The sequence below is a fragment of the Streptomyces sp. NPDC002926 genome, assembly GCF_053591755.1.
Window position 1 is genome coordinate 136282 of sequence record NZ_JBSFUK010000011.1, and the last position, 12354, is coordinate 148635.

At 71.6% G+C, this 12354-nt stretch carries 16 protein-coding genes; 10 read left to right on the forward strand and 6 right to left on the reverse strand.

Features of this window, described 5'->3' with window-relative positions:
- Positions 1-6: 6 nt before the first annotated feature.
- Complete coding sequence (locus ACWDZ6_RS19505; RefSeq protein WP_451503849.1) at positions 7-894, reverse strand: MHYT domain-containing protein; 888 nt, start codon at positions 892-894, stop codon at positions 7-9.
- Positions 895-1193: 299 nt separating this feature from the next.
- Between ACWDZ6_RS19505 and ACWDZ6_RS19510 the strand changes: the two genes are divergently transcribed.
- From ACWDZ6_RS19510 to ACWDZ6_RS19540, 7 genes are all read left to right on the forward strand, one after another.
- A complete protein-coding gene (locus tag ACWDZ6_RS19510) occupies positions 1194-1724 on the forward strand; it encodes a methylated-DNA--[protein]-cysteine S-methyltransferase (protein WP_451503850.1) in 531 nt (176 codons plus the stop codon).
- A gap of 193 nt (positions 1725-1917) precedes the next feature.
- Positions 1918-2574 (forward strand): hypothetical protein, encoded by a 657-nt coding sequence (locus ACWDZ6_RS19515; RefSeq protein WP_451503851.1) that lies wholly within the window; start codon positions 1918-1920, stop codon positions 2572-2574.
- Positions 2571-3860, forward strand: a complete 1290-nt coding sequence (locus ACWDZ6_RS19520) for an MFS transporter (protein WP_451503852.1) — start codon at positions 2571-2573, stop codon at positions 3858-3860. Before ACWDZ6_RS19515 ends, ACWDZ6_RS19520 begins: the two co-directional genes overlap by 4 nt.
- A 77-nt stretch (positions 3861-3937) precedes the next feature.
- The gene (locus ACWDZ6_RS19525) at positions 3938-4081 is read left to right on the forward strand and encodes a hypothetical protein (protein WP_451503853.1); all 144 of its coding nucleotides are present in this window, start codon (positions 3938-3940) and stop codon (positions 4079-4081) included.
- Positions 4078-4344, forward strand: a complete 267-nt coding sequence (locus ACWDZ6_RS19530) for a hypothetical protein (RefSeq protein WP_451503854.1) — start codon at positions 4078-4080, stop codon at positions 4342-4344. The genes ACWDZ6_RS19525 and ACWDZ6_RS19530 overlap by 4 nt, the downstream gene beginning before the upstream one ends.
- Before the next feature lie 37 nt (positions 4345-4381).
- Positions 4382-5290 (forward strand): pseudouridine-5'-phosphate glycosidase, encoded by a 909-nt coding sequence (locus ACWDZ6_RS19535; RefSeq protein WP_451503855.1) that lies wholly within the window; start codon positions 4382-4384, stop codon positions 5288-5290.
- 88 nt (positions 5291-5378) lie between these two features.
- Entirely contained in the window at positions 5379-6266 is an 888-nt protein-coding gene (locus ACWDZ6_RS19540; RefSeq protein ID WP_451503856.1) for a carbohydrate kinase family protein, read from the forward strand.
- Between the two features lie 4 nt (positions 6267-6270).
- On the opposite strand, the gene ACWDZ6_RS19545 is transcribed toward ACWDZ6_RS19540, so the two are convergent.
- A complete protein-coding gene (locus tag ACWDZ6_RS19545; protein WP_451503857.1) occupies positions 6271-6909 on the reverse strand; it encodes a uridine kinase in 639 nt (212 codons plus the stop codon).
- A gap of 68 nt (positions 6910-6977) precedes the next feature.
- Positions 6978-7478, reverse strand: a complete 501-nt coding sequence (locus tag ACWDZ6_RS19550; protein ID WP_451503858.1) for a cupin domain-containing protein — start codon at positions 7476-7478, stop codon at positions 6978-6980.
- 160 nt (positions 7479-7638) lie between these two features.
- On the opposite strand from ACWDZ6_RS19550, the gene ACWDZ6_RS19555 reads away from it, so the two are divergent.
- Positions 7639-8358, forward strand: coding sequence for a peptidase (locus ACWDZ6_RS19555; RefSeq protein WP_451503859.1), 720 nt, complete (start codon positions 7639-7641; stop codon positions 8356-8358).
- A 383-nt stretch (positions 8359-8741) separates the two neighbouring features.
- Here ACWDZ6_RS19555 and ACWDZ6_RS19560 read toward each other — a convergent pair whose 3' ends face one another.
- On the reverse strand, positions 8742-9473 hold the full coding sequence (locus ACWDZ6_RS19560; protein ID WP_326649212.1) for a DUF7873 family protein: 732 nt from the start codon (positions 9471-9473) through the stop codon (positions 8742-8744).
- A gap of 69 nt (positions 9474-9542) precedes the next feature.
- Here ACWDZ6_RS19560 and ACWDZ6_RS19565 point away from each other — a divergent pair, with 69 nt between their 5' ends.
- The gene (locus tag ACWDZ6_RS19565; RefSeq protein WP_351459373.1) at positions 9543-10001 is read left to right on the forward strand and encodes a hypothetical protein; all 459 of its coding nucleotides are present in this window, start codon (positions 9543-9545) and stop codon (positions 9999-10001) included.
- Here ACWDZ6_RS19565 and ACWDZ6_RS19570 read toward each other — a convergent pair.
- Positions 9970-10953, reverse strand: a complete 984-nt coding sequence (locus ACWDZ6_RS19570; protein ID WP_451503860.1) for a D-2-hydroxyacid dehydrogenase family protein — start codon at positions 10951-10953, stop codon at positions 9970-9972. The genes ACWDZ6_RS19565 and ACWDZ6_RS19570 overlap by 32 nt on opposite strands.
- Before the next feature lie 35 nt (positions 10954-10988).
- Here ACWDZ6_RS19570 and ACWDZ6_RS19575 point away from each other — a divergent pair, with 35 nt between their 5' ends.
- Entirely contained in the window at positions 10989-11636 is a 648-nt protein-coding gene (locus ACWDZ6_RS19575) for a DUF2293 domain-containing protein (protein WP_451503861.1), read from the forward strand.
- Here the strand turns inward: ACWDZ6_RS19575 and ACWDZ6_RS19580 are convergent.
- On the reverse strand, positions 11633-12340 hold the full coding sequence (locus tag ACWDZ6_RS19580) for a chaplin (RefSeq protein ID WP_451503862.1): 708 nt from the start codon (positions 12338-12340) through the stop codon (positions 11633-11635). The genes ACWDZ6_RS19575 and ACWDZ6_RS19580 overlap by 4 nt on opposite strands.
- Between the last annotated feature and the right edge of the window lie 14 nt (positions 12341-12354).

Below are 12354 nucleotides of genomic sequence, written 5' to 3' on the forward strand. Positions count from 1 at the left end.
ACCCGTTCACCAGTCGGTGGCGCGGGGTGCTTCTTGGCTCTGGGCCGCGCGGCGCGGGGACCGGTCGGCAGCCCAGGCAGGCTGCCCGTGCGACGGCTTCCGCTGGGCGGGCACGCCGGGGCGCGCGGCCTGCCCCGCCTCGGGGAGCCGCCAGTTCGGCTCGCCCATCACCAGCAGCGGGTCGAACATCACCACCACTCCGGCGAGCAGCAGGAAGACCACCGGGCCGGTCAGCATGGGCGCCAGCAGGGCGGCGGGCGAGCTGCCCTGGCCGGCGGAGCCGGCCGCCCCGTGCAGATGGACGCTGACCGCCGCCATCCCCGTGTAGTGCATACCGCTCACCGCGATGCCCATCACCAGGCTGGCGCCCAGGCTCGCCATGAAGCCGTGGATCGACACGGCTGCCCAGAGGGCGGAGGTGGCGGCCACGACCGCGATCACCACGGAGAGGGCGACGGTCGGGGTGTCGTACTCGAGGCGTCCCTGGAGCCGCATTCCGGCCATACCGAGATAGTGCATGCTGGCCACTCCGAGGCCGGTGATCGTGCCACCGGTGACCAGAGCCATCGGGCTCGCGCCGCGGTAGCCGACGATGAAGATCCCGATACCGACCATGACGATCGCGACGGCGAGACTGGCGAAGGTGGTCGGCCTGTCGTAGCCGATCGGCGCCCCCGCGACGGTGAAGCCCATCATCGCGACGAAGTGCATGGTCCAGATGCCCGAGCCGATGGCGGTCGCGCCGAGTGCGAGCCAACCCGGCTTGAAGGAGCGTCGGTTCTGGACGGACCTGATGGTGCAGCGAAGGCCCAGGGCCCCGCCGAGGCACGCCATGAAGTACGCCGCCACGGGTGTGACGAGGCCGTAACTGAATCCATCCACAGTGCCCTGCATGCCCGTATGCCCTCCGCTCCTTGTGTGATCCCGGTGATCCCTGACGCGACGTCCGGTCCGGGGGCGAGAGTTTGGCTGGCGCCAGCGTAAGCAAACATCTGAGCGGAGACTTATCGGCACGGGAAATTGTCACGTGAAGCGTTCTGGGCGGTCACGTTCACGTTGTGTCCACACTTCGCCTGTTCGTCGTTGGCCGACTGCTGCCACCCCCCGACCGTCCCATGATCCGACGCGAGCGTGGCGGTGGGCCGGGCCAGGCCGATCCCGCGTTGTCAGTGCCCGGTCGTACGGTGGTCGGCATGAAGAGCTTCGAGTGGACCGTCGTGCGCACGGACATCGGGCCGCTGCTGCTCGCCGCGACCGACGAGGGTCTGGTGAGCGTGGTTTTCCATGCCGACGCGGCCGTGCGGGACAAGGCGCTCGGGCGGCTGGCCGGGCGGCTGGGCGCCGAGCCGGCCGAGGACGCGACAGGACTGCTGGCCGAGCCGATACGTCAGCTGTCGGCGTATTTCGCGGGCGGGCTGCGCGAGTTCCGCCTGGCGCTGGACTGGACGCTGTCCGGCGGGTTCAACCGTCAGGTACTGCTGGAGCTGGCGGACGGCGTGCCGTACGGGACGGTCGTCGGGTACGGCGATCTGGCCGCGCGCGTGGGGCAGCCGGGTGCGGCGCAGGCTGTGGGTGCGGCGATGGGGTCCAATCCACTGCCGGTGGTGGTCCCCTGCCACCGGGTGGTGGAGACGGACGGCGGGCTCGGCGGCTTCGGTGGCGGCCTGGAGACCAAGCGGAAGCTGCTGGCGCTGGAGGGGGTGCTGCCCGAGCCGCTGTTCTGAACGCCGTGCCCGATTGCGGCTCCACCTTCCCGCCCCGAGACCGCACGCCGACGCCCGGCCCGGCGGACCTCCGGCCGCTGCCCCCAAAGTCCCTTGCGCCGGTCAGGGGCCGCTCGGACAGCTCCGGCGGCTCCTCGGACCGCAAACCCCGGACACGGTTTCGCACGCGCGTACCGGCTGGCACACTGCGTCAGTGACTACCAGCCCAGACGCACCTGGCATATCCGTCGTCCCTGACGCGGCCGACACTTCCGAGCCCGGAGGGTACGTCGCCCGGCTGCCGATCGGCGAGCCGCTGCCGCTCGGGGACCTCTCCCTCACCACCTGGGAGACGTTCCCGTTCACGGGGGAGCTGCGGGTCAAGGCGCTCACGGCTCCGGTGCTGCCCGAGCCTCCGCGCAGCGGCGAGGGCGGGCCCGGGGAGTGCCGTGCCTGCGCCTCCGGGGTGGAGGAGTCTCTCTGGGCGGACGATCACTGGCGGCTGGACCCGGTCGGGGACCAGGACCGGCTGCCGGCGGTCGTCATGCTGCGGCCGCGCGGCCACCACGACTTCACCGACCTGCCGGTGGAGCGTGCGGCGGAGCTCGGTCCGCTCCTCCAGCGTGCCGAGCGCGCGGTGCTGTCCCTCGGCGGCATCGCACGGGTGCACATCAACCGCTGGGGCGACGGATCCGCCCATCTGCACTTCTGGCTGATTGCCCGGCCCGCCGGGATGACACAGCTGCGCGGGTCGCTCCTCCCACTGTGGGAGGAAGTGCTGCCTCCGGTGCCCGACGCGGAACGGCGCGCCGCCCACATCAGGATCGCGGCCGCCCTCGCGGCCGGCGGTGGAACGGCGTACGCGCGGTGACCTCGATCGACAAGGCCGCGGCTCTCGCCCCCGTTTCGGCTGACGACCTGCCCGCGCTGCGCAGGCGTATCACCGCCGTACTCATCGCCAGCCAGATCCTCGGCGGGCTCGGCGTCGCGACCGGTATCGCGCTGGCCGCCGTACTGGCGCAGCAGGTGAGCGGGACCGAGGCGCTGTCCGGGCTCGCCCCGACCGCCACCGTGGCCGGGACCGCGCTGCTGTCCATGCCGCTGGCCGCGCTGATGACGGCCCGTGGACGGCGGCCCGGGCTTGTCCTCGCCTATGTGATCGGGGCGTTGGGGGCGGGTGTGGTCGTACTGGGCGCGGTCATCGAGAACTTTCCGCTGCTGCTTCTGGGCATGGCCGCGTTCGGCGCCGGTTCGTCGGCGAATCTGCAGGCGCGTTTCGCGGCCGCAGATCTGGCCGAGCCCGAGCGGCGCGGCCGTGCCATCTCCAATGTCGTCTGGGCGACCACGATCGGTGCGGTGCTCGGCCCCAATATCGCGGCCCCCGCGGGGCGCAGCGTCTCCGGGATCGGCATTCCGGCCGCCGCGGGCCCGTTCGTCTGGGCTGCCGGGGTGTTCCTCGTCTCCGCCGTAATGGTCTTCGTCCTGCTGCGCCCCGATCCGCTGCTGACCGCCCGCGCCCTGTCCCCGGCCGACCGCTCGCGCGAAGGACGCTCGCTGCGGGCCGGGATGCGGGCCGTGCGCGAGTCTCCTATGGCCCGGCTCGCGCTGGTCACCGTCGCCGTATCGCACACCGCGATGGTGTCGATCATGTCGATGACTCCGGTCGCCCTCAGCCACCACGGCGCGGGGATCCAGCTGATCGGCCTGGTGATCAGCGGCCATATCGCGGGCATGTACGCCTTTTCGCCGCTGACGGGCTGGCTGGCCGACCGTATCGGCAGGCTTGCGGTGATCGGGTTGGCCGTTGGACTCCTCTGCGCGGCCGCGCTGCTGGCCGGTACGGCGGGAGCGAGCCACGGGCAGACCGCAGCCGGTCTCTTTCTGCTCGGTCTGGGATGGTCGGCGGGCGTGGTGTCCGGGTCGACGCTGCTCACGGACTCCGTGCCGCAGCCCGCCCGCGCCGCCGTGCAGGGCCTGTCCGATCTGGCCATGAGCACAACGGCGGGCATCGGCGGCGCGGCCGCCGGCCTGATCGTCGCGCGGGCGAGTTACGGCTGGCTGAACCTGGTCGGCGCCTGCCTGCTGCTGCCCCTGGCGGCGCTCGCGGTGCGCAGAGCGCTCAGCCGGCCGGTTCCGGCGGCCGACGGGGGCCGCTGAGGAGGCTTTGGGCAGCCGCAGCCGAGACCGGGCCGCTCGCCGGGCACGAGGCCGAGGCGTCCGGCGCGGCCACCCGTGTGGGCGGTGTCGCTCGCGACGATGCGCGCGCCGCGGCGCCGCTGCCCGCGCCGCCCGCGAAGCTGCGCGACTTCCGCTCGGCGGCCTCGGACGGCTCGGACATCTCGGCGGCCTCGGGCAGCTGGGGCCTGTCGCGAGAGTGACCGGGTCGGCCGCGGCCAACGGAATCGACCGGGTGCGCACCGGCGGCGAGTTGGTCACCTGGCGTACGCCGGAGACCGCGCACGCCCTCGGCCCCCGCTCGGCGGCGTACCCCCTGCATTACCCCGCAGTACGGCGACGCCCAGGCCAGAGGCAGTGCGCCGGCGTCGCCCGCAGCGAGGCCGATGCGAAGGCGGCGGGTTCGCGCTCGGTGATCCGGGTGGTACGGACGGACCGGCTGCCGAAACCGCCGATGTGCGGCTGACGTTTGCGCAACCCGCCGCTGTGTCAGAGATGGTGACATGCCATCACATGAACTCGTGCTGTCCGAGGAAGTGCGGGAAGCGCTCGCCACGCGCCGCCCCGTCGTCGCACTGGAGTCGACGATCATCGCGCACGGACTGCCCCGTCCGCGCAATCTGGCCGTCGCCGAGGAGCTGGAGGAGCTCGTACGGCTCGGGGGCGCCGTTCCGGCCACCGTCGCCGTACTGGACGGCCGGGCCCATATCGGACTGAACAAGGTTCAGTTGGAGCGGATCGCACAGGACGACGACGTACGAAAGTTCGGGCATCGGGATCTCGCGCCCGCGCTGGCGGCCGGGGCCAGCGGGGCGACAACCGTGTCGGCGACGGCGTTCCTGGCGGCGCGGGCCGGTATCCGGGTCTTCGCGACCGGCGGGCTCGGCGGTGTACATCGCGAGTGGACCGAGACACAGGACGAATCGGCGGACCTGCGGCTGCTGGCGCAGACGCGGATCGCGGTGGTGTGCGCGGGCGTGAAGTCGATCCTGGATGTGCCGGCGACGCTGCAGCGGCTGGAGACGCTGGGCGTCGGCATCCTCGGATACGGCACCGACCGCTTCCCCGGCTTCTATCTGACCTCGTCCGGCGAGCCCGTCGACTGGACGGTCCGTACACCGGAAGAGGTGTCGGAAGTGATCCGGGCGAAAGAGGCTCTCGGCGGCCCCGAGTCGGCGCTGATCGTCGCCAATCCGGTGGCGGAGGGGGAGCAGCTGGATCCGGCGCTGCACGACCGGGTGCTCGGCGAGGCGCTGGACGAATGCCGGGAGCGGGGCATCAGCGGCCAGGCCGTGACCCCGTTCCTCCTCGACCATCTGATGCGGCAGACCGAGGGGGCTTCGGTGGAGGCCAACCTGGCTGCGGTGCGCGGCAATGTGCGGCTGGCGGCGCGGATCGCGGCGGCCCTGTGACCGAGGAGGCAGGGCCCGAGGAGGCCCTGACCGCGAAGACGACGGCCGGGGACACGACGGCCGGGGGCGCGACGGCCGGGGGCGCGCTGTGACGAAAGGGGCGCTGCTCGTCCTCGGGGATGTCGTCACGGATGTGGTGGCCCGCCACCGCTCCCCGCTGGCCCGGGGGACGGACACGGCGGCCCGGATCCGTATCCTGCCAGGCGGTGCAGGCGCCAACGCGGCGTGCTGGGCAGCGCGTTGGGGCTGCACGGACGTCCGGCTGCTGGGGCGGGTCGGCGACGGCGAAGCGGGCTGGCACGAGAAGCGGCTGCGGGACGCGGGCGTCCGTCCTCTCCTCATCCCGGACCAGGAGGCCCCGACCGCCACCGTCATCGCCCTCGTCGACGGCACCGCCGAGCGGACGTTCCTCACCGACAGCGGCGCGGTGCTGCGGATATCCCCCACCGACTGGTCGCCGTCGCTGCTGGACGGCGTCGGCCATCTGCATCTCTCGGGCTATCTGCTCTTCGCCGACACCAGTCGCCAACTCGCTCTGCTTGCCCTTGAGTCGGCGCGGGCCCGGGGCGTCCCCGTGAGCGTGGACCCCGCCTCGGCGGGCTTCATCGCCGAACTCGGCGTGGACCGCATGCTTGCAGCGGTCGACGGCGCGGACGTCCTCATCCCGAACGCCGACGAGGCCCGCCTGCTCACCGGCCTCGCCGACCCGGCCGTCGCCGCCGCCGTACTGAGCCGCCGAGTCCCACTCACCGTCGTCACCCTCGGTGCCGAGGGAGCGGTGGTCGCGGAGTCCGGCAGGGTCACGGCCCGCGTCCCGCCGGTCCCCGCCGAGGCGGTGGACTCCACGGGCGCCGGCGACGCCTTCACCGGCGCCTTCCTCGCCGCCCGGCTGGCGGGGGCCGAGGCCCGCGAGGCCGCCGCGCAGGGCTGCCGTGCCGGCGCGGAGGCGGTGACGGTGATCGGCGGCCGGCCGTAGTGCGTCAGCCGAGTCCGCCCCACGCCGGACGGTTCGCATCGTCGGCCCGTACGAGCACATCGGCGGCCTCTCCCGGGCCCACCTCGTCCTCGTACCGCTCGAACGCGGGCAGTGTCCAGCGCCCGCTCTCCTCCGTACGCCGTCGCAGCGCAGCGGACGACAGCCGCAGATGCACGGAGAGATCGAAGGGGAACCAGTGCCCGAGAAGGAACGGCCCGTGCAGCAACAGCACGCCGCCGGGCGGAAGTTCGACATGCGGGCTGCGGGTCGCCCGATCGGTCGCCGGATCCCACAGATCGGGCAGCACCCGCCCGCTGCCACCCGCCTCCAGCGGCCCGAAGACCTCCCGCCACAGGGCCCCGGTGTCGAACCAGCCGCTGTAGTACGTGTCCGGATCCTCGCGCCCGTACTCGTACCGCAGCGAGGCGGGCCGCAGAAACCCGCCCGTCCCGACCACGAGCACGCCCCGCCCGCGCAGCCGCAGAGCCTCGGCGACCCGCTCCGCGAGCGCACCGGCCGGGGAGGCGGCAGCCCCGTCGATGCCGACGCGCAGCCAAGGACTGCCGTCCTCGGCCTCGGTCTCCATGACCCGGTCGACGAGGGCCTCGGCCAGCCGCTCCCAGGTGATCGCTTCGAGTCGCACGCGTTCATCATCGCCCTGCCGGGTGTCGGCGCGGCACGCCGGAGCCACCCGCCGGCCCGGCCACCCCGCTAGTTACCGGATTTACCGGCGCAGGGCGGAGCGTCCGCGTCGTCCGACAGCGGGCTGCCCGCGGGCAGCAGATACGTCACGTACAGCACGACCGGCTCGCTGCCGAGGTTGCGCCCGATGTGCCGGTGGTTCTTGCCGGACGGCTCGATGAAAGCCGTCCCGGCCGGGCTCACCTCGACGGAGCAGTCGTCGAGAGTCCGCGTGAGCGTCCCGGACTTGACGACGGCGAGGAGCTGTCCCGCGTGGGTGTGCCAGCCGGTGTACCCGCCCGGCGCCACGGTGATCGTCCGTACGACCACATCGGTGCGGCCCTTGGCCTTCAGCTTCAAGGTCCCCTGGGACACGCCCTGCGCGAGCACGGTGGCCGAGACGCCGCTGCCGGGGGTGGCGTTCGCGGCGGACGGCACGGTGGCGAGCGCCGCCAGACAGCCGACCAGGACCATCGCGGTGCGGGCACGACCCTGCCGTCTGTTCCGCGGCAGCAATCCTCTGAACCCCATGGAACCCTCCAACTCCTCCGCGCGGCTCCGGCGTTCCCTCGCGAACACCCGCCCGCACTGTCGCCAAAACTGCCCCAAGGTATCCGATGGGCGCCGGATCGGGCGCGTACGCTGACGCTCCCGACACCGCGATCAGCCGCTTCCTGAGTGGATACCTCCCGTGACCTGCTGCTCCACCTGCTCCGTCCCCGTCCACACCCAGTTCGCCTCCCCGGAGCTGATCGAGCAGATCGTGTACGGCGGCCTGGACCCGGCCACCGACCCGGCCTGGGAGTCCTCGGGCGCGATGACCCGGGAGGAGTACGGGCGCTGGTGCGGCCATCTGTGCGGTATGACCTGTCTACGGATGGCGCTCGGTCCGGGATCCCCCTCGCTCTTCGAACTGCGCGACGGAGCGCTGAAGTACGGCGCCTACACCGAGGACTCCGACGGTGTCATCCGCGGCCTGATCTACGCGCCGCTCGCCTCGTACGCGCGGGAAGCACACGGGCTCACCGCCACCGTCCACCGCCGGCTGGCGCCGCAGGAGATCCTCGCGCTCCTCGACGAGGGCCGGACGGTGATGGCGTCGGTGCACTACGAGATCCGCAACCCGGACCGCCCGGCGCCCGGCAGAGGCGGCCATCTGGTGCTGCTCACCGCTCGCACGGAGGACCGCGTGCATTTCCACAATCCGTCCGGGACGACGCCTCGGACGCGAGCGGCCGACCTCCCGCTGGCCGACTTCGCCCGCTTCTTCGCGGGTCGGGGAGTCTCCTTCGGTCCCCCAGCGGCGTCGCGACCGGGACCGGACAGGCGCCCGGAACGGGAGCCGGAAACAGGGACAGGAAATGGGGTCCCGGAAAAGGGACCGGGAAAGGGAGCGGGCCCGGGGGCGTAGCCGGCCCCCGAGCCCTGTGATGCCACCCATGTCGCACGCCGGCACACTTGAGAACCCGGGTCAGTCGTTATGTCGCCGCGTCCTGCCTTTGGACCACCGCGTATCGAGCTACGCGGGCCGGACTTGAACCGGCATCTCGACGCACCAGGGCCCGGGCCCGGTCGATCCGGCGATCGGCGGCGAATGCTGAGTCTGGAGCAATAGTCTGAGATTGATCGCGGTCTGCCTCTGCCGAATTGGGCTACCGCGGCCCGTACGTACGGAAAATGCCGCGGGGAGGAATCGAACCTCCACTGGAACCGCTCAGTCACGACAAGCTTCAGTTTCAGCTTGCGCTCCTCGCGCACCCCGTCCGCACACAGGCGGACGGGGAGTCATTGAGGCTACCCGAACAGATAGCCGAAAACGGCGTCACCCACCCGCTGGTCGGTGACATCCGCGCCGTTCGCTTCCTCGCGGGCGAACTTCACGGCCTGCTGGAGCTTCTCCACCCGCTCCAGCAGTTCATTCACCCGCCGGGCCGGCAGCGCACCGGAGAACTTCACGGTCGTCCAGTAACCCACCGGAATGTCCTCGTAGTACACCTCGACCTGCGCGGGGTGCTTTTCGGTCGCCTCGGCCTTCACATGGTTGCGCGGGACCTTCTTCGTACGCAGAGTCCGTACCGACTCGGTCTTCCAGGCGTCGGTCGACGGGTCCTGCGTCCACGATTCCGAAGCGTCCAGCACAGGCAGCTTGCGCACAAAGGTGTTGATGTCCGTCAACTGCTTCTCGAGGAAGAGGAGATACGCCACCGGCACCTCGCTGACCAGGACGCGTCCGTCCACCGTCACATCGGCGCGCGCGGCGCAGTTGGCCCAGTCCTTGGTGGCGGTGACGTCGAACAGCCGGGTCAGCGTCTTCGCGGTCTCGCGCAGCACGTCCTCGGCCTTGACCTGGACCCGCGTGGACTCGGGCGGCAGCTGCTCACCCTCCTCGTCCTTGGGCTGGTACGTACGCGAGATGCCGGCCAGCAGCGCAGGCTTCTGCAGCCCGTGATGGGCCGCCGTCAGGTCCTGGTGCGCCTTGGACTTGACGCCTTTCTCCACTGCGATGATCTGATTGAGTTTCGCCACGTCGATCAAGTTAGCAACGCCTGTCACCCACGCTCGAACGATTTTTCAGATCCCTCGGGGAGTAGGACCATGGAGACAGCCGTCATTGCGGTCATAGGCACTCTGCTGGGCTCAGTGGCCACTCACTACTTCCAGCGCCAGACCGCCGAGCGCGCCGCTGCTCTCACCCGTGCCGAACAGCTCCGCCAGGAGCGGATCGCCGCGTACAGCGCCTTCGCGGGGGCGCTCGTCGACTACCGGCGCGGTCAGAACGACCGCTGGCACCGGGCGAAGGAGAGGCCGGGCAGCGCGGTGGCCGAGGAGGCGCGTATCGACTCGTACCGGCTGCGTTCCTCCGCCCATCAGGCGCTGATCCGTGTCCAGTTGGTCTGCGACGACGCGGCGGCGCTGGAGCTGGCCGCGTACGCCTTCGAGGTCACGAACTGCATGCATGAGGCACCGGACGAGGCGGACCGTTCGCAGCGTTCGGAGCAGGCCCGCGAGACGCTGTCCGAGTTCATCGGGGCGGCGGCGCCGGGCGTGCGCTGAGAGTGCGCAGTGGACGGCCCTCGAGATAGCCGGCGATGTCCTCGACAGCTTCCTGGAAATAGCCCTCGTAATTGCGCCGGGTGACGTAGCCGAGGTGCGGCAGGCCGAGGAAGTTCGGCGCGGACCGCAGCGGGTCGCCGGCCGGCAGCGGCTCGGTCTCGAAGACGTCGGAGCCCGCGCCGGCGATCCGGCCGTCGTGCAGCGCCCGCACCAGCGCCGCCTGATCGACGATCGCCGCCCGCGAGGTGTTGACCAGGTAGGCCGTACGCCGCATGCGCTTGAGCTCGCTCGCGCCGATCAGTCCGCGGGTGCGGTCGCTGAGCTGCAGATGTACGGAGACGAAGTCACCGGCCTCGAGCAACTCCCCCAGCGTGCGGGCTCGCGCGACGCCGATCTCGGCGGCCCGCTCGTCGGTGAGGTTCTGACTCCACGCCATGACGTCCATGCCGAAGGCCTGGCCGACGCGGGCCACTTTCGCGCCGATCTTGCCGAGGCCCAGCAGCGCGAGCCGGCGTCCGTGCAGATCGGCGCCGATCGTGCTCTGCCAGGGTCCGTTCTGCCGCAGGGCCGAGCCCTCCTGGACCACATGCCGCGCGAGTCCCAGGATGAGCGCCCAGGTCAGCTCGGCGGGCGGTTCGGAGCTGCTGGCGGTGCCGCAGACGGTGACACCGTGGCGGGCTGCGGCTTCGAGGTCGATGGAGGCGTTGCGCATACCGGAGGTGATGAGCAGTTCGAGGCGCGGCAGGCGGGCGATGAGAGATGCGGAGAAGGGGGTGCGTTCGCGCATCGCGACGAGGATCTCGCAGTCGCCGACGGCTTCCGCCACCTCTTGCTCGGACGTGAAGTGGCTTTGCAGCGAACGCACTTCGACGTCCCGAGCGAGGGCCGACCAGTCCGCCATGGACAGCGCGACATCCTGATAGTCGTCGAGTACGGCACAGCGCAGCGTCATGGCAGCGGAGCGTACCTGGTGAGTACGCTGCGGACATGGACCTGGTGGTGATCGAACCACTGAAGCGCCGGCACTGCGCGGAGTGCCGTCAGGGCCCTCTTCCGCTGCATCTTCTCGAGTTCAACGCGCCGGTCTGTCTGGACTGTGCGGACCTCGCCCATCTGGTGTATCTGCCGCGGGGCTCCACGGCTCTCACCCGGCGGGCCCGCGAGGCGAGTTCGCTGTGCGCGGTGGTGATCCGCTTCAATCGCCGCCGCAGGCGGTACGAACGCCAGGGGCTGCTGGTCGAGGAGGCGGCGCTGGCCAGGGCGGAGTTGTCGTGTCTTGCGGACGCCGACGCGCGGGCCCGTCGCCGCGAGCGCGACGCGGTCCGCCGCGGGGCCGAGGATGTACGTTTCACCGCGTCGTTCGCCGCGGAGATCCTGCGGCTGTTCCCGGGCTGTCCGCCCGCGCGTGCCCGTGAGGTGGCCGCGCACGCCTCGGTGCGCGGCAGCGGCCGGGTCGGCCGCACCGCGGCGGGCCGTTCCCTGGAGGAGGGAGCGGTCACGGCCGCGGTGCGGGCTTCCGTACGGCATCTCGACACGGAGTACGACACCCTGCTGATGGCCGGAGTCGCCCGCCATGAAGCGCGGGCCGGGGTGGCGTCGGTGATCGATGCGGTACTGGCGTCCTGGCGCGCCTAGGCGGAGCGCTGCTGGGTGAAGTGCTCCTGGGCCGAGTGCTTCCAGGCCGCGCCGCCGCGCTCCCGGGCGGGCCGGGTACGGCGGTGGAGGACGATGCCGCCGAGCAGCAGCGCGGCGCTCGCGGGCACGGCGAAGGCGACCTGTCCGGAACCGGTGTGCGCCAGTGCGGCGGAGGGCCCGGGCGTCGCTGCGCGGGGCGCCGGCCTGTGCGGCGCCGCGGCCTTCGGCGGCGTGGCGGGCCTCGGCCGCACGGGCGGCTTGCCGGAGGTGTTGGACGAGGAATTGCCGACGGCGGAATTGCCGATGCCGACGACGTTCACGGAGTTCCCGGTGACATTGACCGGCAGGTCGACCGGGACCTGAACGCCGTTGCCGGAGAGAATTCCGGGTGAATCCTTTTTGCTGCCTCCGGCGCCGGCACCGCCGCCTGCCGTGTGTGCGCCCGGCCTCAGCTGCGCTCCGTGCGAGGTGTTGGCGCAGTCGTTGCCTGCCGACGGGTTGAGCAGTCCCACGACGTTGACGGTGTTGCCGCACACGTTGACCGGGACGTTCACCGGAAGCTGCACCGTGTTGCCGGCCAGCAGTCCGGGCGAGTGGGCCGCACCGCCGTCCGCGTTCGAGTCTGCGTGCGCGTGCCCCGCCATAGCGAGCGCGCCACCCGTGAGCATCACGGTGACCAGACCCTTTCGGTGAACCTGCCTCATGGGTTCCCTGCCTT